This is a genomic window from Phenylobacterium sp. (assembly GCF_041916435.1).
Lineage (GTDB): Bacteria > Pseudomonadota > Alphaproteobacteria > Caulobacterales > Caulobacteraceae > Phenylobacterium.
In genome coordinates, this window is record NZ_JAYRZM010000003.1 from 175234 (window position 1) to 201330 (window position 26097).

Genomic DNA, 26097 nt, shown 5'->3' on the forward strand with positions numbered 1-26097 from the left:
CGGGTGAGCGACCGCTTCGTCACCCGCTTCGCCCCCTCTCCCACCGGATACCCGCACCGGGGCCACGCCTTTTCGGCCCTGACGGCCCATCGCGCCGCGCATGAGGCGCGCGGGCGCTTCCTGCTGCGCATCGAGGACATCGACCGCACCCGCTGCCGGCCCGAGTTCGAGGCGGCGATCCTGGAGGACCTGGCCTGGCTGGGCCTGGACTGGGAGGAGCCGGTGCGCCGCCAGTCCGAGCATATGGACGACTACATGGCGGCGCTGGAGCGCCTGCGTGCGCAAGGTCTCGTCTACCGCTGCTTTCGCACCCGCAAGGAGATCGCCCAGGCGATAGAGAGCGCCCCGCACGGCGCCATGGAAGCCTATCGCGGCAGCCCCCTTGCCCCCGACGAGGAGGCCGAACGGCTGGTGGCCGGCGCGCCCTACGCCTGGCGGCTGTCGCTGGACGCCGCGCGCGAGCGGCTGGGCGGCTTCGAGGCGCTGAGCTTCGTCGAGGAAGGCGAGGGCCCCGGCGGCGAGCGCGGCCTGATCCGCGCCCGGCCGGAGCTTGGCGGCGACGTGGTGCTGGCGCGCAAGGACGTGGGCGTGGCCTACCACCTGGCCGTGGTGGTGGACGACGCGCTGCAAGAAGTCACCCACGTGATCCGTGGCCAGGACCTGTTCGAGGCCGCCCACGTGCAGCGGCTGTTGCAGGCCTTGCTCGACCTGCCCGCTCCGGTCTATCGCCATCACCGGCTGCTGGTCGGGCCCGACGGCAAGCGCTTCGCCAAGCGCGATCGGGCCGAGACCTTGCGCGAGCTGCGCGCGCGGGGCGTGACCGCCGCGGCGCTTCGGGGGGAGCTGGGCCTTGACTGACATCGCTGAACGGCCGGCCGACGGGCGATGGGCGGGTCTGGCCGCCCTGATCGGCGGGGCCTGCATCATCGCCTGCGCCCCGATCCTGGTGCGGCTGACCGGCGCGGGGCCGGCGGCGACCGGCTTCTGGCGCATGGCCTTCGCCCTGCCGATCCTGGCGGCGATGAACGCGCGGGCCGCCCGCGACGCCTTCGCCCCGCCGGGCCGGGCCGCCCTGATCGCCGGGGCGATGTTCGCCCTGGACCTGGTGTTCTGGCACTACGGCATCGCCCTGACCTCGGTGGCCAACGCCACGGTGCTGGCCAACCTGACCCCGCTGATCGTCACGGCCATCGCCTGGATCGTCTTCAAGCAACGGCCGGAGCGGATGTTCCTGCTGGCGGTGGTGGTGGCCGTCTCCGGCGCCTGGATCATGGCCGCGGCCAAGGGCGGCGCGCCCGGCAAGGCGCCGCTGATCGGCGACCTGTCCTCGGCGGCGACGGCCCTGTGGTACGCGCTCTACATGCTGGCGGTCGGCCGCGCGCGGCGCACGGACGGGGCGATGCGGGTGATGTTCTGGTCGACGCTGTCGGCCCTGCCGATCCTGGTGGCCGCGGCGCTGATCATGCGCGAACGCCTGCTGCCGCTGGGCCTGGGCGGCTGGGCCGCCTGCCTGGGACTGGGCGTGGTGCATGTGAGCGGCCAGGGCGCCATCGCCTGGGCGCTCGGGCGGCTGCCGGCGTCCACCGCCTCGGTGGTGGTGCTGGTGCAACCGGTGGTCGCCGCGCTGCTGGGCTGGATGCTGTTCGGCGAGATGCTGGGCCCCTGGCAGGCGGTGGGCGGGGCGGTGGCCCTGGCCGGGATCGTCCTGGCGCAATGGGCCTCACGGCCCGCCAAGGCTCAGGCCGCGTAGCCCCAGGCCAGGCGCGCAGCCTCGATGGCGGCGAGCTTGGCCTCGAAGGCGGTCCAGTCGTCGCGCTCGGCGATCTCCGCCCAGATCGCCTCGATCTCGTCGTAGAGCAGCTCCTCCGGCTCGGGCCGGGCGAAATAGGCCGCCTGGAGCCGCTCCGGCCGGTCCGGCTCGGCCTCAACCAACAGGCGGCGGAAATCGGCGAACCCCTCCTGCCGGTAGATCTCGCCGCGGAGCCCGGCCAGGGCGCGCGCCTCGTCGGCGCAGAACCAGTCGAAGAAGAAGGGCTCCCAGCGCAGCGGCTCGCCGCCGGAGGCCAGGGCGCGGAAGGCGGCATTGACCAGGGCCGCGTCGAGCTCCGGCGTGCGCGACCTGACGCCGAGGCGCGCCAGCACGGCGGCCGAAAGCGCGCGGCGATAGGCCGGCGGAAAGCGGTTCAGCGCGTCCACCAGCGGCTCGCGATCGGCGACCAGGGTGAAGGCGCCGCCGAGCTGCTGCAGGTTCCAGAACACCGCCTCGGGCTGGCGGCCGAAGGCGTAGAGGCCGGTCTGGTCGAAATAGGCCGCCGTGAAGCCCGGATCGTTGCGCGGCAGGAAGCGGTAGGGCCCGTAGTCGAAGCTCTCGCCGGTGATGTTCATGTTGTCGGTGTTGAGCACCCCGTGGACGAAGCCGGCGGCCATCCAGCGGCCGGCCAGATGCGCCGAGCGCTCCACGGCGGCCTCCAGCAGGGCCGTCGCGCGATCGGGGGCGTTGTGGCGCTCGGGGTAGAACTGGGACAGGCTGTAGTCGATCAGCGCGCCGATACGGTCGCGGGCCTCCACATAGGCGTGGCGCTGGAAGGAGCCGAAACGCACGTGGCTGTGCGACAGGCGAACCAGCACCGACGAGCGCGTGGGGCTGGGCTCGTCGCCGCGCCAGAGCGCCTCGCCCGTCTCGATCAGCGAGAAGGACCTGGAGGTGGGCACGCCCAGCGCCTCCAGCATCGCCGTGGCCAGCACCTCGCGTACGCCGCCCTTCAGGGTGAGCCGGCCGTCCCCCTGGCGCGACCAGGGCGTCTGGCCCGAGCCCTTGGTCCCCAGGTCGAGCAACCGGTCGGTCCCGGCCTCGCGCATCTGGGCGAACAGGAAGCCGCGGCCGTCGCCGAGCTCGGGGTTGTAAACGCGGAACTGGTGGCCGTGATAGCGCAGGGCCAGCGGCGGATTGATGTTGTCCGGCAGGGGCTCGAAGCGGCCGAAGTGGGCGATCCACTCCTCGTCGGTCAGGGCGTCGAGCCCGACGCTGGCGGCCGCGCGGTCGTTGCGGAAGCGCAGGAGCGTCTGAGGAAACTTCGCCGCCGCCACCGGATCGGCGAAGTCCGGACCCAGCGCGGGAAACTGCGGATCGGGACGGTAGGCGGCGGAAACAGGCATCCCTTCACATGGGGCCCGCGGGCGCGGGGGGCAAGCACGGACACCGGCGGGGTGACGGAGGCTCCCGCCCTACCCCAAGAGGAACCCCAGGCGCGGGTCGGCGCGGTTCGGGGCGATTTCGAGGATTTCAGCGCTGACCACGTCCTCCTGGACGAAGGGGTCCTCGTCGACGCGGGCCTTGAGCTCGGCGGGCGAGGCGCCGTGGGCCAGGATCGCGCCGCCGGCGGCGGGCTGCAGGCTGCCGACGACGAGGAAGACGCCGTCGTCGAGGCCCTGCTGGATCCAGGCCTTGTGGCCCTCCATCAGCGCCGGGGCGCGGGCCTTGTTCTGGGCGAACTTCAAGAGGACGACGTACATGGGCGCTCCTGGGCTTGGCGTGGCTTTAGAGATGGCGGTCAGGCCTGCGAGGCCGCGCAGGCCGCCATCCAGGCGTGCATCTGGTCCACCTCCTGGCGGATGAAGGCCTCGTCGCGGAAGGCGCTGGCGAGGGCGGCGACGCCCTGGCTGCGGGCGAGCAGGTGCATGGCGAGCCGGTCGGCCTCGGCGCCCGCGCCCATCAGCGCGAACTGGCGGGCCAGCCAAGTGCGGAACAGGGAGAAGACCTCGGCGGCCCGGCCCTGGGCGGCATGGTCCAGCTTGGCGAGCTCGCCGCAGAGCGTGCCCACCGGACAGCCGTGCAGCATGATCTGGGCGCGGTTGGCGATCAGCATCTCGATGAAGCTGGCGATGCGCTGGGCGGGGTCCTCGCCTTGCGCCTCCCAGGCGTCGAGCATGGCCTGGGTCGTCTGCAGGCGCAGGGCGATCACCTCGCCGAGGATTTCGTCCTTGGTCTTGAAATGATAGTAGAAATTGCCGCGCGACAGGCCCACCGCCTGGGCGATGTCGGCGAAGGAGGTGTGGTCGAAACCCTGCCGGTAGAACAGGTCGTCCGCCGCCTCCACGATCTGCCGCCGAGTGGCCTCCGCGCTCATCGACACACCCTTTCCGCGTTCCGGCCCGCGCGGACGCACGCCCTAGGACAATTGACCTAGAGCGGCGATTAGGACAATCGTCCTAGGGATGTCAAGGCGTGGCGTGGGTGGGACGAGCCACCCACGCAAGCCCGTCAGGCCAGGGCGGCCTTCAGGGTCGCGGCGGTCTCCTTGGCGGCGTCGACCACGGCCGGGGAGACGTCGCCCAGGATGTAGAAGTCGTGGACCATGTTCGAGTACTCGACATGGGAGACCTTCACCCCGGCGGCTTCCAGGCGGCGGGCGTAGTCGCGGCCCTCGTCCTTCAGCGGGTCGTAACCGGCGGTGACGATCAGCGCGGGCGGCAGGCCGGCGAGATCCTTGGCCTTGTCGAGGGCCACGCGGGCGATCTGCGGGTGGCCGTGGGCGCCCAGGTGCTTTTCGAACCAGGCGAGCACTTCCTTGGTGAGCAGCGGGCCGTCCAGGTCCTTGCGCGACTGGGTCTCCTCGTCGGGCCAGATGCCCGGATAGAGCAGGAGCTGGAAGGCCAGCCGGCGCTTGGGGTCGTCCTTCAGGTCGATGGAGACCGAGGCGGCGAGGTTGCCGCCCGCCGAGCAGCCGCCGACCGCGACGTGGGCCGGATCGAAGCCGATCTCGGCGGCGTGGTCGAAGACCCATTTGGTGGCGGCCAGGGCGTCGTCATGGCTGGCGGGGAACGGATGCTCCGGCGCCAGGCGGTAGTCGACGGCCAGCACCCGCACGCCGGCGAAGGCGGCCAGGCGCCGGCAATGGCCGTCGTGGGTCTCAAGGTCGCCGATGACGAAGCCGCCGCCGTGGAAATAGACGAGGCCGGGCGTCACGGCCGGGGCGCCGGCCGGGGTGTAGAGCCGCGCCGGGATCGGGCCCGCCGCGCCTTCGACGGTGATGTCCTTGGTCGCCACGTCCTTGGGCGCGCCCTGGTTCACCGCCTTGCGCTCGGTCTGGTAGTTGGCGCGGATCATCTCCGGCGGGATCATGTCGAGCGGCGGCATCTGCTGGCCGGCCGTGCGGGCCGCCTGTTCTTCGAGCATCGCCTTGATGTGGGGGTCCATGGAAGCGTCCATCCGTGAGGGTACTGAAAGTCAGGCCACCTGCCGGCCGCGGCCTTCCCAGAAGGGCGCGCGCAGCTCGCGGCGCAGCACCTTGCCGGAGGGGTTGCGCGGCAGCACGTCCGCGAAGTCCACCGACTTGGGGGCCTTGTAGCCGGCGATCTGGGTGCGGCAGTGGGCGATGATCTCGTCGGCGGACGCCTCCGCGCCCGGCCGCAGGACGACGATCGCCTTGACCGCCTCGCCCCAGCGCTCGTCGGGCACGCCGATCACGGCGGCGTCGGCCACGGCCGGATGCGAGAACAGGGCGTTCTCCACCTCGGCCGGATAGACGTTCTCGCCGCCGGACACGATCATGTCCTTCACCCGGTCGTGGATGTGCAGGAAGCCGTCGGTGTCGAAGAAGCCGGCGTCGCCGGTCTTGAACCAGCCCTCGGCGTCGATCGCCTCGGCGGTGGCCTCCGGGCGGTTCCAGTAGCCCTTCATCACCCCGGCCGAGCGGATCTGGATCTCGCCCACCTCGAGCGGCTCGGCGTCGCGGCCGGCCGCGCGCACGCGCACCTCGTAGCCCGGCGCGGCGACCCCGCAGGAGCGCAGCTTGCCGCGGGCCGGATCGTGCGCCTCGGGCGACAGATAGGCGCCGCCGCCGATGGTCTCGGTCAGGCCGTAGAGCTGGGTGAAGCCGGCGCCGAACGCCTTCTGGGCGCGCAACAGCACGTCCTCGGCGATGGGCGAGGCGCCGTAGTAGACCTGCTCCAGGCTGGAGACGTCGGCGGCCGGCAGCTCAGGATGCTGCAACAGCATGTTGATCAGCGCCGGGACGAGGAAGGCGTGCTTGATCCCGTGCTCGCCGATGAGGCGCAGGATCAGCGCCGGATCGACCTCGCGCAGGATCACCGCCTTGGCGCCGTAGTAGAGGCTGAGCATGCCGAGGTTGGCGCCGGCCACGTGGAACAGGGGCATGGCCACCAGCACCACCTCGCCGGGTTCGAAATTGGCCCAGGCCTGACCCGCCGAGGCGAAGACGGCCATGTAGTTGGCCTCGGTGAGCTGCACCCCCTTGGGCAGGCCGGTGGTGCCGGAGGTGTAGAGCTGGATGGCGTCGTCGTCCGGCTGGGACGCAAGGCGCGGATCGGCGTCGGACGCCGCGCCGATCCACTCGCGGAACGACGGCCAGCTTTCGTGGCCCGGCTCGAATTGCACGACGGTCGTCAGGTCCGGGCAGGCCTCGGGCAGGCCGGCCACGACCTCGGCGTACTCGGCGCCGCAGACCATCAGCCGGCAGCCGGCGTCCTTGACGATGAAGGCGATCTCCGGCGGCGCCAGGCGCCAGTTCACCGGCGTGAGGCACGCGCGGGCCTTCAGGCAGCCGAACCAGAGCACGTAGAAGTCATCGGAGCCCTTGGCCAGCACGCCCACCCTGTCGCCGGGCCGCACGCCCGCGGCGATCAGCGCGTTGGCGCACCGGGAGGACAGCCGGTCGAATTCGGAAAAGGTGGTCGAGCGGCCCTCGAACCACATGGCCACGGCGTCCGGCCGATCCATGGCGTGACTGCGGGCCACGTCGGCGACGCAGCCGATCCCTGCACTCATGACGCCTCCTCCCCGTATGTCTTCGCCCCGCCGGGGCCCGGGCCCTCAGGGCGGGACCTCTCGATCCCGCCCAAGGCTCTTGTCGAACGGCGGCGGGCCGGACGGAGGGCCGCTTGGCTCCCCTGCCCGGAACGCCTTGGTCCGGAACGCTTACTCGGCGGCTTCCTTCGGCGCGTAGCCGATCACCGCCTTGATCTCCAGGAAGTCGTGGAAGGCGAAGTCGCCCCACTCGCGGCCGTTGCCGCTCATCTTGTAGCCGCCGAACGGCGCCATCATGTCGCTGGCGCCGTTGATGACCACCTGACCGGCGCGGATGCGCGCGGCGACGCGACGGGCTTCCTCGATATCGGCGCCGTTCACGTAGCCGGCAAGGCCGTACTCGGTGTCGTTGCCGATCTCGATGGCCTGGTCGAGGCTGTCGTAGCCGAGGATCGACAGCACGGGGCCGAAGATCTCTTCCTTAGCGATCGTCATGTCATTGGTGACGTTGGCGAACACCGTGGGCTTCACGTAGTAGCCCTTGTCCAAGCCTTCCGGACGGCCGACGCCGCCGGCGACCAGGGTGGCGCCCTCGTCGATGCCCTTCTGGATCAGGCCCTGGATCTTGTTGAACTGAACCTCGGAGACCACCGGGCCCATCATGAAGTTGCCGTTCGGATCGCCCACGGTGACCGACTCGGCCGCTTCCTTGGCCGCGGCGATCGCCTCGCCCATGCGCTTGGAGGGCACCAGCATGCGGGTGGGCGCGTTGCAGGACTGGCCGGAGTTGTTCATCACGTGGCGCACGCCGGCGGCCACGCTCTTGGCGAACACCGAGTCGTCCAGGACGATGTTCGGGCTCTTGCCGCCCAGCTCCTGGGACACGCGCTTGACGGTCGGGGCGGCGTTCTTGGCCACCTCGATGCCGGCGCGGGTCGAGCCGGTGAAGGAGACCATGTCCACGTCCGGGTGGCTGGAGAGCGGCACGCCCACGCCCAGGCCGTCGCCGTGGACCAGGTTGAACACGCCCGCCGGCACGCCGGCCGCATGCATGATCTCGGCGAAGATCTGACCGGAGAACGGCGCCACTTCCGAGGGCTTGAGCACCATGGTGCAGCCCGTGGCGATGGCCGGCGCCACCTTGCAGACGATCTGGTTCAGCGGCCAGTTCCAGGGGGTGATGAAGCCGCACACGCCGATCGGCTCCTTGCGGATCATGGTGATCCCGCGCAGCTCTTCGAACGCGAAGTCCTTCAGCACGGCCACGGCGGTGCCCAGGTGGCCCATGCCGATCGGCACCTGCGCGCGCTGGGCGAGCGAAGCCGGCGCGCCCATTTCCTCGGTGACGGCCACGGCCAGGTCGCCGAAGCGGTTCTGATACTCGGCCAGGATGCGGTTGAGCACGTCGATGCGCTCTTCGCGGGAGGTCTGCGACCAGGTGACGAACGCCTTCTTGGCGGCCTTGACGGCCTTGTCGACGTCAGCGGCGGAACCCAGGGCGATCTTGCCGGCGACTTCCTCGGTGGCCGGGTTCATCACGTCGAGCGTCTTCAGCTCGACCGGATCGACCCATTGGCCGTCGATGTAGAATTTCAGGTACTCGCGCATGACGTCCTCCTGGACCATTTCGGTTCGTGTCGTTCTTTGGATCGCCGGCGCGAGAGCCCGCCCGGCTTCAAACAAGCATTTTAGTGATCAGCGTTCAGGGGGGAAGTCCCCGCCGCGCTACAGTTGATGTACGTGCGGCTGTCCCGCAACCGGCGAGCGGGCTTTCAGCACGTAATTCGCCCGGATCGAGCCGATGTAGAGGTCCCTCAGGTCCGGCCCTCCCCAGGTGACGTTGGTGGGGTGATTGACCGTCTCGCCGCCCGGATCGTGGATCACCGTGACCACCTGGCCGCCGGGCGTGATCGCCACCACCTTGTTGGCCGCGGGCAGGCAGACCCAGAGGTTCCCCTCCGCGTCCAGGCCGACGCCGTCGGTGTAGCCGAGCTCGTTGTGGTCGACGCCCGGCTGGTCGGGAAGCTGCAGCTTGCCCAGCACCGGCCCGTAGCGCTCGCCGGGGCCGAGCCGGGCGCCGTCGAGCACCGCAAAGCGCAGCACGTCCGCGCCGCTGGTCTGGGCGCAGTAGAGGAACCGCTCGTCGGCGGACATGGCCAGGCCGTTGGGGAACTTCAGCCCCTCGGCGAGGATCTCGGACGAGCCGTCTGCGCGCAGCACGAAGAGGAAGCCGTCAGCGCGCCCGTCCAGCGCCTGGGGCCAGGTCTCCGCGTGGGTGGAGTTGGCGCACCAGATGTTCCCGGCGCGGTCGATCACCGGATAGTTGGCCGAGGTGAGCCGCTTGCCGCCGACCTCGGCGAGCAGGGTCGCGCGCGCGCCGGTCTTCGGATCGAACCGCTCGAGCGGGCCCTCCTGGCGGTCGTAGATGCCGAAGTTGGCGATCACCACCCGGCCCTGCCCATCCATGTTGATCCCGTTGGGCGCGCCGCCGGGCGGACCCAGGCGCTTGAACGAGCCGTCGGGGAAGATCTCGGCCACGGCGCACTGGTGGTCGGAGGCGAAGACGCGGCCGTCCGGGCCGACGACCACGTCCTCGGGACGGTCTATGCCCACGGCGATCTTCTCGAACGCAGAGGCGGAAATGGGGCTGAGCGGCATGGACGTCTTCCTCCGGGCGCGCCTTGTCGGCGTCTGGCGGCGAACCTTGGCCCGGCCTGCGACGGTTCGACAAGCTTGCCGCGAACGGAAAGCATCGCTAAAGCCCGTCAAAAGCTTTCCCGGGAGCCGCCCATGTCCGCGATCCTCGTCATCCTCGCCTTCGTCGTCGTGATCGGCGCGCTGAACCTCTATGAGTTCGGCCGGATTGACTGACGCCGCGCGCCCCAAGCGGGCGCAGGCGGAGCGACCGGGCCTTGGCTGACCGCGAGCGGGGAGCGGCCCTGGTGACCGGCGGCTCGCGACGGCTGGGCCGCGCCATGGTGCTGGCCTGCGCCGACGCAGGCTTCGACGTGGCCATCCATTGCCGTGCGATCGACGACGACGCCGAGACCGCCGCCGCGGAGGTGCGCGCGCGGGGCCGCAAGGCGACGCTGTTCGCCTGCGACCTGCGCCAGGAGGCGGCCACCGCCCCCCTGGTGAGCAACGCCGAAGCCGAGCTCGGCCCGGTGACCCTGCTGGTCAACTCGGCCTCGGTGTTCGACGACGATTCCTTCACGACCATGAACCGCGCCTCCTGGGACGCGCACATGGAGACCAACCTGCGCGCGCCGCTGGTGCTGGCGCAGGCCTTCGCCCGGCGGGTGCGCGAGGAGCGCGGCGGGCTGATCGTCAACATCCTGGACCAGCGGGTCTGGCGGCCGACGCCGGAGTTCTTCAGCTATTCGGTGTCCAAGGCCGCGCTGTGGGCGGCGACGCAGATGATGGCCCAGGCCCTGGCCCCCAGGGTGCGGGTGAACGCCATCGGACCGGGCCCCACCCTGCCCTCGGTGCACCAGGACGGCGAGGCCTTCGCGCGCGAAGCGGCCGGCACGCTGCTGCAGAAGAGCGTCTCGCCGACCGATATCGGCCATGCGCTGCGCTACCTCATTGACGCTACGTCGGTGACGGGCCAGATGATCGCCGTCGACGCCGGCCAGCACCTGGCCTGGCGTCCGTAGGAGCCCGGTTTGTCCCGCGCCGTTCAATCCTTCGAGGCCGCCTGAGGGCGACATGGTCGTACGCCTGGAGTTCTCGCGGCGCTATTCGATGGCGCACCGCCTGCTCGCCGATCCTTCGTCGAAGTGCCTGACGCCGCACGGCCACGACGAGGTGGTGACGGCGCGGCTGAAGCCCACGCGCCCGCTGGACCTGGGCGGGTCGAACATGGCCGCCTCGTTCGAGCGGGCCAAGGGCCGCTGGCACCGCTGGATCGACAACCAGGTCGACCACGCCTTCCAGCTCAACGCGGCCGACCCGCTGGCCGCCTATTTCCGCGAGCACGAGCCGGAGCGGCTGACCCGGCTGATGCTGTTCGAGGGCGATCCGACCACCGAGGCCCTGGCCGTGGCCTTCCTCTTGAAACTGACGGCCTTCCTGGAGGCGGACGGCGGGGTCTTCGCCGCCGAGCGGGTGGCGATCCAGGAGACGCCCACCAACCGGGTGGTGCTGAGCGCCGACGACTGGGCCGCCCACGGCGGCGGCTGGGCGCCGGGCGCCTGGGCGCGGCGGGCCGATCCCAGCCTGAACGACCTGCTCTCGCCGACGGCCTGGGAGGACCAATGAGCGCGCCCCAGCCCCGGAGCGACGACGAAGCGCCGGCCGCGCCGGACTATCGCACCGTCATGACCAAGGTCTTCGTCACCAACCTGAAGATCGAGGCGCAGATCGGCGTCTACGACCGCGAGCACGGCCGCACCCAGCCGCTGATCATCGACGCCGAGCTGGACGTGCCCACCGCCGGCGCCAAGCGGCTGGCCGACACGATCAACTACGAGGTCATCGCCGAGGCCGCCCGCGAGATCGCCGCCCACGGCCATTTCCTGCTGGTGGAGACCTTCGCCGAGCGGCTGGCCCACGCCTGCCTGGCCGACCCCAGGGTGACGCGCGCGCGCATCCGCGTGGACAAGCCCCTGGCGCTGGCGCCAGACGCGGGCGGCGCGGGCGTGGAGATCACCGTCGTCCGCAGCTAGGCCGTAAACATGGACGCGAATTAAACTGGCGCCGGCCCGAAAACGCGCCACATCATGGGTCAAGCTCTGAAACGGAGGTCCCCATGAGCGACCCTGTGACTGTCGAACCCGCCGCCACCGCCGCCAGCGAGGACAAGGTCCTGCCGGCCGTGACCTATGCGCTCTATCTCGTGGGCCTGGCCAACGGGCTCACCGTCATCCTGGGTCTGATCCTGGCCTACGTCAGCAAGGACAACGCCGGCCCGAAGATGCGCACCCACTACGAGTTCCTGATCCGGACCTTCTGGATGGGGCTGGCGTGGTGCCTGATCGGCGGCCTTCTGGTGGGCGTGGGCGCGATCCTGTCGATCATCCTGATCGGCATCCCGCCGTTCCTCTTGGGCGTGATGATCCTGAGCCTGCTGGGCGTCTGGTTCGTGGTGCGCTGCATCATCGGCCTGATCTACCTGGCCCGCGACGAGGCCCATCCGCGGCCCTACACCTGGCTCGTCTAGGGGCCGGACCGCTTTCGCGGGCAAAGAAAAAGGGCCGCCGTCGCCGGCGGCCCTTGTGTTTTGTCGAGACCCGCCCGGCCCTAGGCCGAGACGAGCTGGCGGCGGACCATCTTGGCGTAGTCGTCCATCAGGCTGAGCGAGATGTTGCCCGGCGTGAAGGTGTACTCGCCGATCTGGGCGACCGGGGTGACCTCGGCCGCCGAGCCGACCACGAAGCACTCGGTGAAGCCGGTCAGCTCCTCGGGCTTGATGTGGCGCTCGATCACCTCGAAGCCCTTGGAGCGGGCCAGCTCGATGACCGTCTGACGGGTGAGCCCGTTCAGGAAGCAGTCCGGGATCGGCGTGTGCAGCACCCCGTCCTTGATGAAGAACACGTTGGAGCCGGTGCTCTCGGCCACGTAGCCGCGATAATCGAGCATCATCGCGTCGGTGTAGCCCTGCTTCTCCGCAGCGTGCTTGGAGATGGTGCAGATCATGTACAGGCCCGTGGCCTTGGCGTGGACCGGCTCGGTCTCGGCCGAAGGGCGCTTGTACTTGGCCCAGCACATGCGGATGCCCTTGGCCTTTTCCTCCGGGCTGAAGTAGCTCGGCCAATCCCACACGGCGATGGCCACGTGGATCTTGGTGTTCTGAGCGGACACGCCGATCATCTCAGAGCCGCGCCAGGCGATGGGGCGGATGTAGGCGTCGGTGAGGCCGTTCTTGGCGCAGGCGTCCTTGCAGGCCTGATCGATCTCGGCCACCGTGAACGGGATTTCGAAGTCGAGGATCTCGGCCGACTTGAACAGACGCTTGGTATGCTCCGTCAGCTTGAAGATCTCGCCGCCGTACATCCGCTCGCCCTCGAACACCGCCGAGGCGTAGTGGAGGCCGTGGGTCAATACGTGCACCTTCGCCTCGCGCCAGGGCACGAACTGGCCGTCCAGCCAGATCCAACCGTCGCGATCGTCGAAGGGAACAAGAGACATAGGCGAAAAGCCTCCTTTCAATGCGCCCCCCTTACAGACCCGCGCGGGCGCGACGTCAAACAAAATGGATATGGAACGTGAGCGTCGGTCCCGACCCCCGGCTGATCCTGCACGAGGACGAGCTCGACGCCGGCCTGGAGACGCTGCTCCTGGCCGAGGCGGCGATCTGGTCGGCGGTGGACACGGCGCTGGAGGCCGAGGGCCTGGGCCTTGGCCGCTCGCACTGGCGCGCGGCGTTCCTGCTGAAGCGCCGGCCGGGCGTCGGCGTGCAGGAGCTGGCGCACCTGACCAGCCTGTCGAAACAGGCCGCCAGCCGCATCCTGGTGGACCTGGAGGCCAAGGGGCTGGCGGCGAAATCCGCTGGCGACCTGGACGGGCGGCGCCGCGCCGCGCGGCTGACCGAGGCCGGCGCGGCCTTCGAAGAGCGGGTCGCCGAGCGCTTGCGCGGCCTGTTGGGACGGGCCTATCGCACGGGCGGCCTTGACGGCGTGGCCGGCGCGCGGCGGATTCTGTCCGCCCTGGCCGGTTCGCGCCTGCGGGGACCTGGAAGGTGACGGAATGGACGAGGCGCGCGAGGCACGCCACCTGCTGATCGTCGACGACGACGACCGCATCCGCGGGCTCCTGAAGGAATACCTGGCCCGGGCGGGCTTCCGCGTGACCACCGCGCCGGGAGGCGCGGCCGCGCGCAAGCTGATGGAGACCCTGGACTTCGACCTGGCGGTGTTCGACGTGATGATGCCCGGCGAGGACGGCTTCTCGCTGACCCGCTGGCTGCGCGAGCGCTCGGGCGCGCCGGGACGCACGCCGGTGCTGATGCTCACGGCCCGGGGCCTGGCCGAGGACCGGATCGAGGGGCTGAAGCTGGGGGCCGACGACTACCTGGCCAAGCCGTTCGAGCCGGAGGAGCTCTTGCTGCGCATCGAGGCGATCCTGCGCCGCTCCAACGGCCGGCCGGCCGCGGCCAACGGGCCGATCCAGCTCGGCCGCTGCCGATTCGACGCCGAGCGCGGCGAGCTGACCAGCGAGGACGGGCCGGTGCGCCTGACCGAGGGCGAGGTGGCCCTGCTCAAGCGCCTGGCGCGCAGCCCGCACGAGCCGGTAGACCGGCTGGAACTGGCCAAGGAGACGGTCGATCCCTCCGGCCGGGCGGTGGACGTGCAGGTGACCCGCCTGCGCCGCAAGATCGAGGACGACCCCAAGGCGCCGCGCTACCTGCAGACCGTGCGGGGCGTGGGCTATCTGCTGGCGCCCGACTGATGCGCCTGCGCTTTTCGAGCAAGATCGTCGGGCGCTGGATCAAGCGGCAGACGCCCAAGTCGCTGTTCGGCCGCTCGCTGCTGATCATCGTGCTGCCGGTCGCCCTGATGCAGATCGCGGTGACGTGGGTGTTCTTCGACGCCCACTGGGAGACGGTGACCAGCCGCCTGTCCGACGGCCTGGCCGGCGAGGTCGCCTGGGCCGTGGAGAGCTATCAGGACGATCCGAGCCCGGCGGCCTTCGAGACCCTGACCAAGCGGGCCGAGGAATCGCTCAGCTTGTCCATCGCCTTCCAGCCGGGCCGCACCCTGCCCGTGAACCGCCGGCCCTCGCTGTTCGCGCCCATCGACCGGTCCATGCAGCGGGCGCTGTCGGAGCGGCTGGACGCGCCCTTCTGGTTCGACACCACCCGCTATCCCGCCTACGTGGACATCCGCGTGCTGCTGCCGGGCGGGGTGATGCGCATCCTGGCGCCGCGAGACCGGGCCTTCGCCACCCAGGGCCACATCTTCATCCTGTGGATGACGGTGGCCACCATCCTTCTGACCACCATCGCCATCCTGTTCATCCGCAACCAGGTGCGGGCCATCGAGCGGCTGGCCGACGCGGCCGAGGCCTTCGGCCGGGGCGCCGACGCGCCGAGCTTCAAGCCGCACGGCGCCAAGGAGGTGAGGAAGGCCGCCCACGCGTTCCTGGCCATGAAGTCGCGCATCCAGCGCCACATCGAACAGCGCACCGCGCTCCTGGCCTCGGTGAGCCACGACCTGCGCACGCCGCTCACCCGGCTGAAGCTGGAGCTGGCGCTGGCCGAACCGGGCCGGCGCACGGCCGAGATGAAGCGCGACCTGGCCGAGATGGAGCACATGATCGACGAGTACCTGGCCTTCGCCCGCGGCGAGGGCGGCGAGGCCGTCGAGACCATCCGCCTGCGCGGCCTGATCGACGAGGTGGGGGCCGGCGCCGAACGGGCCGGGGCGAAGGTGACGGTGGCCGCCGACCCGGAGCTGACCGCGGCGGTGCGGCCGGTGGCCTTCAAGCGGGCGCTGTCCAACCTGGTGATGAACGCCGCCGACCATGGCCACACCGTGGAGGTGGCCGCCCACGCCCGGCCCGCCGGCGGGGTGGAGATCATCGTCGACGACGACGGCCCCGGCATTCCCGAGGACCGCTACGAGGACGCCTTCAAGGCGTTCAGCCGCCTGGACGAGGCGCGCAACCAGAACGCCAAGGGCGTGGGCCTGGGCCTGGCCATCGCCCGCGACGTGGCGCGCGGCCACGGCGGCGACGTGACCCTGGACCGTTCGCCACTTGGCGGCCTCAGAGCCGTGGTCCGATTGCCCGGATAAGCCCCCGACGGAGAGCCGGCCCCATGAAACCCCTCGCCTTCCTGCCCCTCGCCGCCGCCCTGGCCGCCGCGGGCGCCGCCCACGCCGCCGATCCGGCGCAGGGCGTCTGGCTGACCCCCGACGGGGCGGCCAAGGTCAAGGTCGCCCCCTGCGCCGCCTCCCTGTGCGGCACGGTGGTGTGGCTGAAGGCGCCGCTGGACAAGGCGGGCAAGCCCCTCACCGACCAGGCCAACCCCGACCCGGCGCTGCGCTCGCGCCCGATCGTCGGCCTGGTGATGATCAGCGACTTCAAGGCCGCCACGGCGGGCCGCTGGACCGGCGGCAAGATCTACGATCCGAAGACCGGCCGGACCTACGCCTCCAAGCTGAGCGCCAATCCGGACGGCACGCTGAAGGTGGAAGGCTGCGTGTCGGTGGCCTGCAAGGCGCAGACCTGGACCCGGGCCGACTAGGGGATCAGCCGCCCAGCTCCCGCGAGCGCCGGGCCGCGGCGGCCACCGCATGGCGCAGCAGCGGGCCCAGGCCGTCCTCGCCCATCAGCACGTCCAAAGCGGCCTGGGTGGTGCCGCCCGGCGAGGTGACCTGGCGGCGAAGATCGGCCGGCGGCTGGCCGCTTTCGGCCAGGAGGGCGGCGGCGCCGACCATGGTCGAGCGGGCGAGCTCGGCCGAGGCCGCCTCGGTGAGGCCGGCCGCATGGCCGGCGGCCTCCAGGGCCTCGACGAAGGCGTAGAAGTAGGCCGGCGCCGAACCGGAGACGGCCGTGGCCGCGTGCATCAGCTCCTCGTCGGCCAGGCGCACCACCGCGCCGACGGGCGAGAGCAGGGCCGCGGCGCGCTCGGCGGCGGCGGGATCGGCCGAATAGATCGAGGCGGTGCCCTTGCGCACCGCCGCGGCGGTGGTGGGCATGACGCGCGCCACGGGCCGGCCGCCGAACGCCTCGGCGATGTCGGCGGCCCTGACGCCCGCGGCGATGGAGACGATCACCGCGTCAGGAGCGAGCTTGCCCGCCACCTCGGCGGCGACCTCGCGCCAGACCTGCGGCTTGACGGCCAGGAGCACGGTCCTGGCCGCGCCGAGCTCGGCGTCCGGCGGATTGAGCCGCGCGCCGGCCGCGGCGGCGGCCTGGGCCTCGGGCCCGGGATGGGGATCGCGGATGATCAGCTCGGCCGGCGCGAAGGCCGACGCCGCGCGCCAGCCGGCGACAAGGGCGCCGCCCATGCGGCCAGCGCCCAGCATCAGGATCGGCGTCATGGTCGGCTCAGGCTTCGCCGACCGTCTCGAACATGCAGGCGGCGATGGCGTCCGCCGGCGTGCGCGCGCCCCGCGCCAGGAAGTCGAACGCCGGGTAGAACCGGTCGGCCGCCTCCACGGCGATGTCGATCATCGCCGCGGCCTGGGCCAGGGTCGGCCGCTCGCCCGTGGTCAGGGCCATGGCGTTCCGGAAGATGATCTCGCCGTCGTCCCAGACTTCGAAGTGTCCGAGCCACAGGCGCTGATTGACCACGGCGATCAACTCATGGGCCGCCGGCCGCTGCTCGGCCGTGATCTTCTGATCGATGGACAGGCAAAGTTGCAGGCAGTCGGCTTCCGGCCGCCAAGCGAACCACAGCTCGTAGTCCTTCCAGTCGCCGGCCAGGGTGAAGGCCAAGTCGCCGTCCTCGGTCCGGTCGAACTGCAGGTTCTCGGCCGTCAGGACGTGTTCGACGACATCGAGCGGGTCGAGGCCGAGGACGACGTCTTCGTCAGGCTGGGAAATGTCCATAAGACCTAGGGTCCTTTCGCGTGCAGCCCCGGCGCGCCGCAGTCGGGACCGCGAATCGCCTGCGCTTTCAAAGGTAATCTGCTTCGCGCCCCGGCTGTCATCGGCTTCTTGCGGAGCGCGAGCCACATTCGTGTGTTGTGATGCGTCTAGGCTTTCTTGCCCTTGGCCGCCTTGAGGGCCTCGACCTCTTCGCGCAAGGCCGCGATCTCGGCCTTCAACGCATCGAACTCTTCCCGGCGGATCAGGTCCATCTCGGCGGCGAACCGGTCGGCCTGGGCGCGGAAGGCGGCCTTGGCTTCCTCGCCGGCGCTCTGGGCCAGGCCCATGGCCGCCGTGGTCAGCTTGGCCATTTCGTCGAGAAACGGGTTCTGTGTCTGCATGAACTGCTCTTTCGGCGCAGCCTTCCGGCCGCATTGGCCCCTTATATCGGAGGCCAGGGGGTGAAAGCGAACGACTTCTCGTCTAAATCCACGGCCTGACCGCTGGAGACGCCGCCCCGTGCCCTTTCCGGATTTCGACCCCGTTCTCGTCAAGATCGGGCCTTTCGCCATCCGCTGGTACGCCCTGGCCTATGTGGCGGGCATCCTTCTGGGGTGGCGCTATGTCACAGGGCTGATCCGCCGCCAGAGCCTGTGGGCGCACCGGCCGGCCCCCGCCACCGTCGAGCAGATCGACGACCTGATCCTGTGGATCACGCTCGGCATCATCGTCGGCGGGCGGCTGGGCCACGTCTTCTTCTACACGCCCTCGATCGTCTGGACCGACCCGGTGGAGATCATCCGGGTCTGGCACGGGGGCATGAGCTTCCACGGGGGCGCGATCGGCGTCTTCCTGGCGATCATCCTGTTCTGCCGCGCCAACAAGCTGGACGTGCTGCGGATCGGCGACCTGGTGACCGCCTGCGCGCCCATCGGCCTGTTCTTCGGGCGCATCGCCAACTTCATCAACGGCGAGCTGTGGGGCCGGCCCACCAGCCTGCCCTGGGGCATGGTGTTCCCCGGCGCGGGGCCGCTGCCGCGCCATCCCAGCCAGCTCTACGAAGCGGCCCTGGAGGGGATCGTCCTGTTCCTGGTGCTGCGCTGGGCGACCCACGGCGCCAAGCTCCTGAACCGCCGCGGCGTGGTCGGCGGGATCTTCCTCGTGGGCTATGCGCTCGCCCGCATCTCGCTGGAGAACGTGCGCGAGCCGGACAGCTACATGCCGATCTTCCCGTTCGGCCTGACCATGGGGATGATGCTCAGCGCGCCCATGGCGCTGGTCGGCGCCTGGCTGATCTGGCGGGGCATGAAGGAGCCCTTGCCGCCGGCCCCGGCCCTGCCCGCCGCCAAGACCGAAGCCTCCGATCCCAAGGCCGCCGATCCCAGGACCAATGAGCCTGCGTAATCGGCTGATCGCCCAGATCCGCGCGGGCGGACCGATCAGCGTGGCCCAGTACATGACCGCCTGCCTGCACGATCCGAAGGCGGGCTACTACGCCACGCGCCCGGCGCTGGGCGAGGCCGGCGACTTCATCACCGCGCCGATGGTCAGCCAGATGTTCGGCGAACTGATCGGCCTGTGGCTGGCGCAGACCTGGATCGACATGGGCCGGCCGGCCCGCGTGCGCCTGGTGGAGCTGGGCCCCGGCGACGGCACGCTGATGAGCGACGCCCTGCGCGCCGCGCGGGCCGCGCCCGGCTTCCTCGAGGCGGCGGACCTGTGGCTGGTGGAGACCTCCGCCCCCCTGCAGGCGGCGCAGGCGCGCAGGCTGGCGGAGGCGCCGGCCGCGCCGCGATGGGCCGGATCGCTGCAGGAGGTTCCCGAGGGCGCGCCGCTGCTGCTGGTCGCCAACGAGCTCCTGGACTGCCTGCCGGCGCGCCAGTACGTGCGCACCGAAAAGGGCTGGGCCGAACGGCTGGTGGGCCTGGACGAGGCCGGCGAACTCAGCTTCGGCCTGGGCGCGCTGTCGGCCACGGCCGACAGGCGCCCCGACATGGGGGGCGCCGAGGACGCGCCACCCGGCGCGGTGCTGGAGCAGTCGCCGGCCCAGGCCGCTTTCGGCTCGGAGATCGGCGCGCGGGTGGCCCAGGACGGCGGCGCGGCGCTGCTGATCGACTACGGCCGCATCGAGACCGAGTTCGGCGACACCCTGCAGGCCCTGCGCGGGCACCGGAAGGAAAGCCCGCTGGCCTCGCCGGGGGAGGCCGACCTGACCATCCACGTGGACTTTCCCGCCGTGCTGGCCGCGGCGCGGGCCGAAGGGGCGGCCGCCGCGATCCTGACCCAGGGCGCGTTCCTGTTCAGGCTGGGGATCGCGCAGAGGGCGCAGGCCCTGGCCGCCGCGCGTCCCGACCAGGCCGAACGCATCGGCCGGCAACTGGAACGGCTTGTGGCCGAGGACCAGATGGGCCAGCTCTTCAAGGCCGCCTGCATCCATTCGCCGGGACTCGTCCCGCCCGCCTTCGAGGACGACGCATGACCGACCTGCCGGTGCTGACCTCGCCGCTGCTCGACCTGCCGGGCGTGCGCCACGCCTTCTTCACGCGCAAGGGCGGCGTTTCCGAAGGGATCTACGCCAGCCTGAACGTGGGCCGCGGCTCGAAGGACGAGCCCGCCGACGTGGCCGAGAACCGCCGCCGGGCCGCCGCCCATTTCGGCCAGGCGCCCGAGGCGCTGCAGACCTGCTACCAGGTCCATTCGCCGGACGTGCACGTGATCGACGATCCGTGGGAGACCCCGCCAGAGGCCGACGGCGTGGCCACCGCAACGGCCGGGCTGATCTGCGGCGCCCTGGCCGCCGACTGCGCGCCGATCCTGTTCGCCGATCCGCAGGCCCGCGTCGTGGCCGCCGCCCACGCCGGCTGGAAGGGCGCGCTCTACGGCGTGGTCGACAGCGCCGTGGCGCGGATGACGGAGCTGGGCGCGCGGCCCGAGCGCATCCGCGCGGCGGTGGGCCCCTGCATCGGCCCGCAGTCCTACGAGGTGGGGCCCGAGTACGTGGCGCGCTTCACCGAGGCGGATGCGGCGAACGCGCGGTTCTTCGCCGCCGGCGAGACGGCGGACAAGCGGCTGTTCGACCTGCCCGGCTACGTGCTGTCGCGGCTGAAGGCCGCAGGCGTGGGCGCCTGCGAATGGATCGGCCGCGACACCTGCGCCGAGGGCGAGCTGTTCTATTCCAACCGCCGGGCCTTCAAGCTGGGCGAACCGGACTACGGGCGGCTGCTTTCGGCGATCGCTCTGGTTTAGGCCGGCGCCGGACGAAGCGGACTGGAATCGGCTTGCCCCCACCGTCTTCGCTGCTACAAGCCCGCGCCATAGGTTCCTGACAGCCGAGAGGCCCTGATGAAGCTGCTGGCCGGCAACTCCAATCCCGTCCTCTCACAGGACGTCGCCTCGCATCTCGACGTGCCCCTGTGCCGGGCCCAGGTGAAGCGGTTCGCCGACAACGAAGTGTGGGTCACCATCGACGAGAACGTCCGCGGCGAGGACGTGTTCGTGCTGCAGTCGACCAGCTATCCGGCCAACGACAACCTGATGGAACTGCTGATCTGCATCGACGCGCTGAAGCGCGCGTCGGCCAAGCGGATCACCGCGGTGATGCCCTACTTCGGCTACGCCCGCCAGGACCGCAAGACCGGCGGGCGCACGCCGATCTCGGCCAAGCTGGTGGCCAACCTGATCACCCGCGCCGGCGCCGACCGGGTGCTGACGATGGATCTGCACTCCGGCCAGATCCAGGGCTTCTTCGACATCCCGACGGACAATCTCCTGGCCGCCCCGATCCTGGGGCAGAACATCAAGGAGAACTACGACAACCCCTCGGACCTGCTGATCGTTTCGCCCGACGTGGGCGGGGTGGTGCGCGCCCTGCAGCTCGCCAGCCGGCTGAACGCCGACCTGGCGATCATCGACAAGCGCCGCTCGGGCCCCGGCAAGAGCGAGGTGGCCAACATCATCGGCGACGTGAACGGGCGCCGCTGCATCCTGTTCGACGACCTGATCGACGGCGGCGGCACCCTGTGCAACGCCGCCCAAGCCCTGATCGACGGCGGCGCCACGGAGGTCTCGGCCTATGTGACCCACGGCGTCCTGTCGGGCGCGGCGGTGGAACGTGTGCAGGCCTCGGTGCTGAAGGAGCTGGTGATGACCGACTCCATCGACGTGCGCGAGCGCACCGAAGGCTGGGCCAAGATCCGCTACGTGACCTGCGCGCCCCTGATCGGCGAGGCGATCCGCCGCATCGCCAACGAAGAATCCGTCTCCAAGCTGTTCGACTGACCGATTTCAGCCTATCTTCGCCCGTGGCGCGAGCGCCGAAACTGCGTGGCTTGGTGAATATCGGTTAAGAACCAGCCGCCATAATCTTGCCCGAGCGGCCAAGATACGGTTGCGCTTGAGTATACGTGGGGAAGGGTTGAGATGAGTTCCGCGCATCAACTCCGCACCGCCCTGGCGGGCGCCGCGATCGTCGTGACGGCCCTGCTCGCCGGCTGCGCCCAGGAGCCACCCCCGGCCCCGCCCAAGCCCACGGCGCCGCCCATGGCCCTCTCCTCCAGCCTGATCGAACAGGCCAGCGCCTACCGCGGCTATGTGCGGCGCGCGGCGGCCATCAACCCGGCTTTCAAGAGCGGCGCGGACGTGGCCCAGTCGCTGAAGACCGGCGAAGCCTACGAGCCCAAGCAGTTCCTTCGCGGGGCGATCGCCTATGGCGCGGTCGCCGCCCTGCAGGACCAGACGTTCGTGAGCGGCCTGCGCACGGCCGCCGCCGACCCGCAGCAGCGCCAGGCTATGACCGCGCAGATCATGCGCAACCCCAACTACGTGACCACCCTGCCCGGCGCCGACCGCGCCGCCGGCCTGGTGGTGGCCGCCCTCGGCGAGGAAGGCCGCGAGCTCTACGGCGTGGGCAAGGCTGTGAAGCAGGCCGCCTACGACGTGCAGCACCAGAAGTGGTCCAAGGCCGACGTGGCCAACCGTCCCGGCCGCCTGGCCGAGGCCAAGAGCCTGTCAGCCTCGCCGCTGACGGGCGACCTGGACGAATCCAACCGCCTGCAGCAGGCCGCGCTGGGCGCCGCGCCGCTGGGAATCACCGGCCAGCCGAAGGCCCCGCCCGTCTCGCCGGTGGTGGCCCGCGCCATGTCGGTGGCCGCGCTGGCGGCCCTGGGCCAGGCGGGCGACGCCAATGTCGAGCAGGTCTCCGGCCTGATGGTCGATCCGGCCTCGGCGAGCTGCCTGAACATGTCCAAGCTGAACCTGTTCCAGTGCCTGGCCGTCTCCAAGCCGCACTATGAGGACGTGTTCTGCCTGGGCCAGCACGTGTTGATGGACACCGGCCAGTGCCTGGCCAAGAGCGCGGGCCTGGCCACGGCGGAAGGCTACAAGCCGGTCGAGGTGGCCGAGACCACGCCGGCCGAGCCCTCCAAGAGCGCCCGGGCGCGCTGAACGCGGGGCCGCCGGGCCCCGCCGCGCACGGCGAAAACGGCGCTCGCAGGAAAGACCCGGGCGACCGTTGCAAGGCCGGTTCGTTTTGTGTATCTACGCGCACCCTTTCGATCCATGAGGGATCGTCCGTCGCCGCGCGGGTTCGCGCGGCGGTTTCGTTTTGAGGCGAGGCCATGGCCGAGATCGTATTGAATGTCGAAGTGCGCGAGCGGACCGGGACCGGCGGCGCGCGTGAAACCCGTCGCGCGGGCAAGGTGCCCGGCGTCCTGTACGGCGGCGACAAAGACCCCGTGGCCATCAGCGTGCGCGCCAACGAGTTCCGCAAGGCGCTCTACACCGGCAAGCTGCTCGGCCACCTGGTGACCCTGAAGCACGGCGACGAGACCCAGCCGGTCATCGCCAAGGCCATCGACATGCACCCGGTCACCGACGAGCCGTGGCATTTCGACCTGTACCGCGTGGACGAGCACCAGGCGGTGAAGATCTCCGTGCCGGTGCACTTCAAGAATCAGGAAGCCTCGCCGGGCCTGAAGCGCGGCGGCACGCTGAACATCGTGCGCCACGAAGTGGAAGTGATGGCTCCGGCCGACGCCATTCCGGAAGAGCTGGTCTGCGACCTGAGCGGCCTGGAGATCGGCGACACCATCCGCATCTCGGCCTTCACCCTGCCCAAGGGCGTCGAGCCGTCGATGGACCGCGACTTCGTGGTGGCCACGGTGGCCGGCAGCTCGGCCCAGGCCGCCGAAGAGGCCGCCGAGGCCGCTGAAGAGGGCCAGGCCGAGTAAGGCTTGCGCCCCTCCGGCCCATCCGGAGGGATCTGATGCTCATCCTGACCGGACTGGGCAACCCCGGCGCGCGCTACGCCGGCAACCGGCACAATGTCGGCTTCATGGCCGTCGACGAGATCGCGAGACGCTGGGGTTTCGGCCCGGAGCGCTCGCGCTTCTCGGCCCTGGCGCGGGAAGGCTCGATCGACACGGCCGGCGGGCCGGTGAAGGCCCTGATCCTGAAGCCGCAGACCTACTACAACGAAAGCGGCCAGGCCGTTGGCGCGGCCATGAAATTCTACAAGGTCAAGCCCGCCGACGTGGTCGTCTTCTATGACGAGATCGACCTGGCGCCGGGCCGCTTCCGCATGAAGACGGGCGGCGGGGCGGCGGGCAACAACGGCGTACGCTCGATCACCGCCCACATCGGCCCCGATTTCCGCCGCGCGCGGCTGGGCACCGGCCATCCGGGACACAAGGACCGGGTGCAGGGCCACGTGCTGAGCGACTTCCACAAGGTCGAGCAGGGCTGGCTCGCCGATCTCCTGCGCGCCTGCGCCGACGCCGCCCCCCTGCTGGCCGCCGGCGAGGACGAGAAGTACCAGGCCGAGGTGATGCGCCTGGCCCCGGCCGAGAAGGCCGACCCGCGCAAGGCCGCCCGCGAGGCCGATTAACGCCCGCCCAGCCTGGACTTGGGGGCCTCTTCGGCCCATCTGAAATCCATGATCCTTCTTGGCCTGTCGCTCATTTTCTCCATCGCCATGGCGGTGCACGTGGTGCGCTCCGGGCGGGAGTGGTTCTGGATCTGGATTATCCTGATCCTGCAGCCCCTGGGCGGAATCATCTATTTCGCCGCCGTCGTCCTGCCCGAGCTGATGGGCGGGCCCACCGCGCGCAAGATCGGCCAGAGCGCCCGCAGCGCCCTCGACCCGCATCGGGAGTACCGCGAGGCCAAGGCGGCCTGCGAGGAGACGCCCACCGCCGGCGCCATGTCGCGGCTGGCCGCCGCGGCCATGCACCTGGGCCATTACGCCGAAGCCGAGGGGCTCTACGCCCGCGCCGCCCAGGGCCCGCACGCCGACGACCCGGTGCTGCTGCTCGGCCGGGCCAAGGTGCTGATCGAGCTGAACAAGCCGGCCGAGGCCCATGAGGTGCTGCAGCGCCTGGCGGCGGCGGGCGGGGCCCTGGACGAGGGCGAGGAGGCCCTGGCGATCGCCCGCGCCCTGGAGGGCATGGGCCGCAACGACGAGGCCGAGATCGCCTATCAGCGGGCCGTGGAGCGCCTGCCCGGCCTGGAGAGCCTAGCCCGCCACGCCGCCTTCATGGCGCGCACCGGACGGCGCGCCGAGGCCCAGGAGATCGTCGCCGAGCTGGACCGCCGCGTCGCCAGGACCCACCCCCAGTTCCGCAAGGAAGGCCGCGCCTGGCGCGACCTGGCCGCCCAGGCCCTGTCGTAGCGCCGGACGGGTTTGTTCGGCGCGCGCTCGCGTGCTAGTCCGCCCGGCCAACCGAGATTTCCGAAAGACCCCATGGCCCTGAAAGTCGCCATCGTCGGCCTGCCCAACGTCGGCAAGTCGACCCTGTTCAACGCGCTGACGCAGACCGCCGCCGCCCAGGCGGCGAACTATCCCTTCTGCACCATCGAGCCCAACACCGGGGACGTGGCGGTGCCCGAGCCGCGCCTGACGGCGCTGGCCGCGGTCATTCCGTCCAAGGAGATCATCCCCGCGCGGATCAACTTCGTGGACATCGCCGGGCTGGTGCGCGGCGCCTCCAAGGGCGAGGGCCTGGGCAACCAGTTCCTGGCCAACATCCGCGACTGCGACGCGGTGGCCTTCGTCGCCCGCTGCTTCCTGGACGACGACATCACCCACGTGGAAGGCAAGATCGATCCCCTGGCGGACCTGGACACGATCGAGACCGAGCTGATGCTGGCCGACCTGGAGAGCCTGGAGAAGCGGGTCGTCAACCTGGAGAAGCGGGCCAAGACCGGCGACAAGGACAGCGCCCAGACCCTGCGCCTGGTCCAGCTCGCCCTGGCGGAGCTGAACGCCGGCCGTCCGGCCCGCAAGGCCAAGATCTCCGCCGAGGACGAGAAGGCCTGGCGGATGCTGCAGCTTCTGACCTCCAAGCCGGCGCTCTACGTCTCCAACGTGGACGAAGCCTCCGCCGCCGACGGCAACGAGATGTCGGCCAAGGTGGCCGAGCGCGCCAAGCGCGACGGCGCCGACCACGTCCACATCTCCGCCCAGATCGAGAGCGAGATCGCCCTCCTGGACGCCGAGGAGCGCGGCGAGTTCCTGGAGACCCTGGGCCTGGCCGAACCGGGCCTGAACCGGCTGATCCGCGAGGCCTACCACCTGCTCGGCCTGCAGACCTATTTCACCGTCGGGCCGAAAGAGGCTCGCGCCTGGACGATCCACAAGGGCGACACCGCCCCGCAGGCGGCCGGCGTGATCCACACCGACTTCGAAAAGGGCTTCATCCGGGCTGAAACCATCGCCTTCGATGACTATGTGCGGCTCAATGGCGAGGCTGGGGCCCGCGAGGCCGGCCGCATGCGGTCGGAAGGCAAGGACTACGTGGTTCAGGACGGCGACGTCATGAACTTCCGCTTCAACGTATAGGCAGGCGCTGAGCGCCGCA

Annotated in this window: 31 protein-coding genes; 20 read left to right on the forward strand and 11 right to left on the reverse strand. The window is 70.7% G+C overall.

The features are described from left to right. Positions 1-3 precede the first annotated feature (3 nt). Both gluQRS and ACE3TA_RS09215 read left to right on the forward strand, forming a co-directional pair. Positions 4-858 carry a tRNA glutamyl-Q(34) synthetase GluQRS gene (gene gluQRS / locus ACE3TA_RS09210; protein WP_374572818.1) on the forward strand — a complete coding sequence of 285 codons (855 nt, stop codon included), beginning with the start codon at positions 4-6 and terminating at the stop codon, positions 856-858. Beyond that, positions 851-1750, forward strand: a complete 900-nt coding sequence (locus ACE3TA_RS09215; RefSeq protein ID WP_374572820.1) for a DMT family transporter — start codon at positions 851-853, stop codon at positions 1748-1750. Before gluQRS ends, ACE3TA_RS09215 begins: the two co-directional genes overlap by 8 nt. On the opposite strand, the gene ACE3TA_RS09220 is transcribed toward ACE3TA_RS09215, so the two are convergent. From ACE3TA_RS09220 to ACE3TA_RS09250, 7 genes are all read right to left on the reverse strand, one after another. Then, a complete protein-coding gene (locus ACE3TA_RS09220; protein ID WP_374572822.1) occupies positions 1738-3156 on the reverse strand; it encodes a protein adenylyltransferase SelO in 1419 nt (472 codons plus the stop codon). The genes ACE3TA_RS09215 and ACE3TA_RS09220 overlap by 13 nt on opposite strands. A 69-nt stretch (positions 3157-3225) precedes the next feature. Further along, positions 3226-3513: a YciI family protein gene (locus tag ACE3TA_RS09225; RefSeq protein ID WP_374572824.1), complete on the reverse strand. Its 288-nt coding sequence runs from the start codon at positions 3511-3513 to the stop codon at positions 3226-3228. Between the two features lie 38 nt (positions 3514-3551). Continuing rightward, positions 3552-4127, reverse strand: coding sequence for a TetR/AcrR family transcriptional regulator (locus ACE3TA_RS09230; RefSeq protein ID WP_374572826.1), 576 nt, complete (start codon positions 4125-4127; stop codon positions 3552-3554). 134 nt (positions 4128-4261) lie between these two features. Continuing rightward, positions 4262-5197: an alpha/beta hydrolase gene (locus ACE3TA_RS09235; protein ID WP_374572828.1), complete on the reverse strand. Its 936-nt coding sequence runs from the start codon at positions 5195-5197 to the stop codon at positions 4262-4264. Positions 5198-5227: 30 nt separating this feature from the next. After that, positions 5228-6787, reverse strand: coding sequence for a long-chain-fatty-acid--CoA ligase (locus tag ACE3TA_RS09240; protein ID WP_374572830.1), 1560 nt, complete (start codon positions 6785-6787; stop codon positions 5228-5230). 150 nt (positions 6788-6937) lie between these two features. Beyond that, the gene (locus ACE3TA_RS09245) at positions 6938-8374 is read right to left on the reverse strand and encodes an aldehyde dehydrogenase family protein (RefSeq protein ID WP_374572832.1); all 1437 of its coding nucleotides are present in this window, start codon (positions 8372-8374) and stop codon (positions 6938-6940) included. A gap of 117 nt (positions 8375-8491) precedes the next feature. Next, positions 8492-9424 carry an SMP-30/gluconolactonase/LRE family protein gene (locus tag ACE3TA_RS09250; protein WP_374572834.1) on the reverse strand — a complete coding sequence of 311 codons (933 nt, stop codon included), beginning with the start codon at positions 9422-9424 and terminating at the stop codon, positions 8492-8494. A gap of 75 nt (positions 9425-9499) precedes the next feature. On the opposite strand from ACE3TA_RS09250, the gene ACE3TA_RS09255 reads away from it, so the two are divergent. From ACE3TA_RS09255 to ACE3TA_RS09275, 5 genes are all read left to right on the forward strand, one after another. Next, positions 9500-9637 (forward strand): hypothetical protein, encoded by a 138-nt coding sequence (locus ACE3TA_RS09255; protein WP_374572836.1) that lies wholly within the window; start codon positions 9500-9502, stop codon positions 9635-9637. 41 nt (positions 9638-9678) lie between these two features. Beyond that, complete coding sequence (locus tag ACE3TA_RS09260; protein WP_374572838.1) at positions 9679-10422, forward strand: SDR family oxidoreductase; 744 nt, start codon at positions 9679-9681, stop codon at positions 10420-10422. A gap of 52 nt (positions 10423-10474) precedes the next feature. Beyond that, a complete protein-coding gene (locus ACE3TA_RS09265) occupies positions 10475-11026 on the forward strand; it encodes a 6-pyruvoyl tetrahydropterin synthase family protein (RefSeq protein WP_374572840.1) in 552 nt (183 codons plus the stop codon). Positions 11027-11085: 59 nt separating this feature from the next. Then, complete coding sequence (gene folB / locus ACE3TA_RS09270; RefSeq protein ID WP_374573667.1) at positions 11086-11433, forward strand: dihydroneopterin aldolase; 348 nt, start codon at positions 11086-11088, stop codon at positions 11431-11433. An 83-nt stretch (positions 11434-11516) separates the two neighbouring features. After that, a complete protein-coding gene (locus ACE3TA_RS09275; RefSeq protein ID WP_374572842.1) occupies positions 11517-11927 on the forward strand; it encodes a DUF4870 family protein in 411 nt (136 codons plus the stop codon). Positions 11928-12007: 80 nt separating this feature from the next. Here the strand turns inward: ACE3TA_RS09275 and ACE3TA_RS09280 are convergent, their stop codons facing one another. Further along, on the reverse strand, positions 12008-12895 hold the full coding sequence (locus tag ACE3TA_RS09280) for a branched-chain amino acid aminotransferase (RefSeq protein WP_374572844.1): 888 nt from the start codon (positions 12893-12895) through the stop codon (positions 12008-12010). A 77-nt stretch (positions 12896-12972) separates the two neighbouring features. Here ACE3TA_RS09280 and ACE3TA_RS09285 point away from each other — a divergent pair, with 77 nt between their 5' ends. Genes ACE3TA_RS09285 through ACE3TA_RS09300 form a run of 4 tightly spaced genes read left to right on the forward strand, consistent with a single transcriptional unit; the run spans position 12973 to position 15953 of the window. Beyond that, complete coding sequence (locus tag ACE3TA_RS09285; RefSeq protein ID WP_374572846.1) at positions 12973-13449, forward strand: MarR family winged helix-turn-helix transcriptional regulator; 477 nt, start codon at positions 12973-12975, stop codon at positions 13447-13449. Positions 13450-13453: 4 nt separating this feature from the next. Continuing rightward, a complete protein-coding gene (locus ACE3TA_RS09290) occupies positions 13454-14155 on the forward strand; it encodes a response regulator (RefSeq protein ID WP_374572848.1) in 702 nt (233 codons plus the stop codon). Further along, on the forward strand, positions 14155-15501 hold the full coding sequence (locus tag ACE3TA_RS09295; protein WP_374572850.1) for an ATP-binding protein: 1347 nt from the start codon (positions 14155-14157) through the stop codon (positions 15499-15501). Before ACE3TA_RS09290 ends, ACE3TA_RS09295 begins: the two co-directional genes overlap by 1 nt. Before the next feature lie 23 nt (positions 15502-15524). Next, positions 15525-15953 carry a DUF2147 domain-containing protein gene (locus ACE3TA_RS09300; protein WP_374572852.1) on the forward strand — a complete coding sequence of 143 codons (429 nt, stop codon included), beginning with the start codon at positions 15525-15527 and terminating at the stop codon, positions 15951-15953. Positions 15954-15957: 4 nt separating this feature from the next. On the opposite strand, the gene proC is transcribed toward ACE3TA_RS09300, so the two are convergent. The 3 genes from proC to ACE3TA_RS09315 all read right to left on the reverse strand — a co-directional run bounded on the left by proC (position 15958) and on the right by ACE3TA_RS09315 (position 17643). Next, on the reverse strand, positions 15958-16752 hold the full coding sequence (gene proC / locus ACE3TA_RS09305) for a pyrroline-5-carboxylate reductase (RefSeq protein WP_374572854.1): 795 nt from the start codon (positions 16750-16752) through the stop codon (positions 15958-15960). A gap of 7 nt (positions 16753-16759) precedes the next feature. Then, entirely contained in the window at positions 16760-17263 is a 504-nt protein-coding gene (locus ACE3TA_RS09310; RefSeq protein ID WP_374572856.1) for a YbjN domain-containing protein, read from the reverse strand. A gap of 146 nt (positions 17264-17409) precedes the next feature. Next, positions 17410-17643 carry an accessory factor UbiK family protein gene (locus ACE3TA_RS09315; RefSeq protein WP_374572858.1) on the reverse strand — a complete coding sequence of 78 codons (234 nt, stop codon included), beginning with the start codon at positions 17641-17643 and terminating at the stop codon, positions 17410-17412. Between the two features lie 118 nt (positions 17644-17761). On the opposite strand from ACE3TA_RS09315, the gene lgt reads away from it, so the two are divergent. From lgt to ychF, 9 genes are all read left to right on the forward strand, one after another. Then, positions 17762-18646 carry a prolipoprotein diacylglyceryl transferase gene (gene lgt / locus ACE3TA_RS09320; RefSeq protein WP_374572860.1) on the forward strand — a complete coding sequence of 295 codons (885 nt, stop codon included), beginning with the start codon at positions 17762-17764 and terminating at the stop codon, positions 18644-18646. Then, positions 18633-19721 (forward strand): class I SAM-dependent methyltransferase, encoded by a 1089-nt coding sequence (locus tag ACE3TA_RS09325; RefSeq protein ID WP_374572862.1) that lies wholly within the window; start codon positions 18633-18635, stop codon positions 19719-19721. Before lgt ends, ACE3TA_RS09325 begins: the two co-directional genes overlap by 14 nt. Further along, the gene (gene pgeF / locus ACE3TA_RS09330; protein ID WP_374572864.1) at positions 19718-20488 is read left to right on the forward strand and encodes a peptidoglycan editing factor PgeF; all 771 of its coding nucleotides are present in this window, start codon (positions 19718-19720) and stop codon (positions 20486-20488) included. The genes ACE3TA_RS09325 and pgeF overlap by 4 nt, the downstream gene beginning before the upstream one ends. Positions 20489-20584: 96 nt before the next feature. Further along, positions 20585-21520 carry a ribose-phosphate pyrophosphokinase gene (locus ACE3TA_RS09335; protein ID WP_374572866.1) on the forward strand — a complete coding sequence of 312 codons (936 nt, stop codon included), beginning with the start codon at positions 20585-20587 and terminating at the stop codon, positions 21518-21520. A 141-nt stretch (positions 21521-21661) separates the two neighbouring features. Further along, the gene (locus ACE3TA_RS09340; RefSeq protein ID WP_374572868.1) at positions 21662-22684 is read left to right on the forward strand and encodes a hypothetical protein; all 1023 of its coding nucleotides are present in this window, start codon (positions 21662-21664) and stop codon (positions 22682-22684) included. 173 nt (positions 22685-22857) lie between these two features. Then, entirely contained in the window at positions 22858-23469 is a 612-nt protein-coding gene (locus ACE3TA_RS09345; protein ID WP_374572870.1) for a 50S ribosomal protein L25/general stress protein Ctc, read from the forward strand. A 35-nt stretch (positions 23470-23504) separates the two neighbouring features. Beyond that, positions 23505-24125 carry an aminoacyl-tRNA hydrolase gene (gene pth, locus ACE3TA_RS09350; RefSeq protein ID WP_374572872.1) on the forward strand — a complete coding sequence of 207 codons (621 nt, stop codon included), beginning with the start codon at positions 23505-23507 and terminating at the stop codon, positions 24123-24125. A gap of 48 nt (positions 24126-24173) precedes the next feature. Next, positions 24174-24908, forward strand: a complete 735-nt coding sequence (locus tag ACE3TA_RS09355) for a hypothetical protein (RefSeq protein ID WP_374572874.1) — start codon at positions 24174-24176, stop codon at positions 24906-24908. 72 nt (positions 24909-24980) lie between these two features. Further along, complete coding sequence (gene ychF / locus ACE3TA_RS09360) at positions 24981-26078, forward strand: redox-regulated ATPase YchF (RefSeq protein WP_374572876.1); 1098 nt, start codon at positions 24981-24983, stop codon at positions 26076-26078. Positions 26079-26097 lie beyond the last annotated feature (19 nt).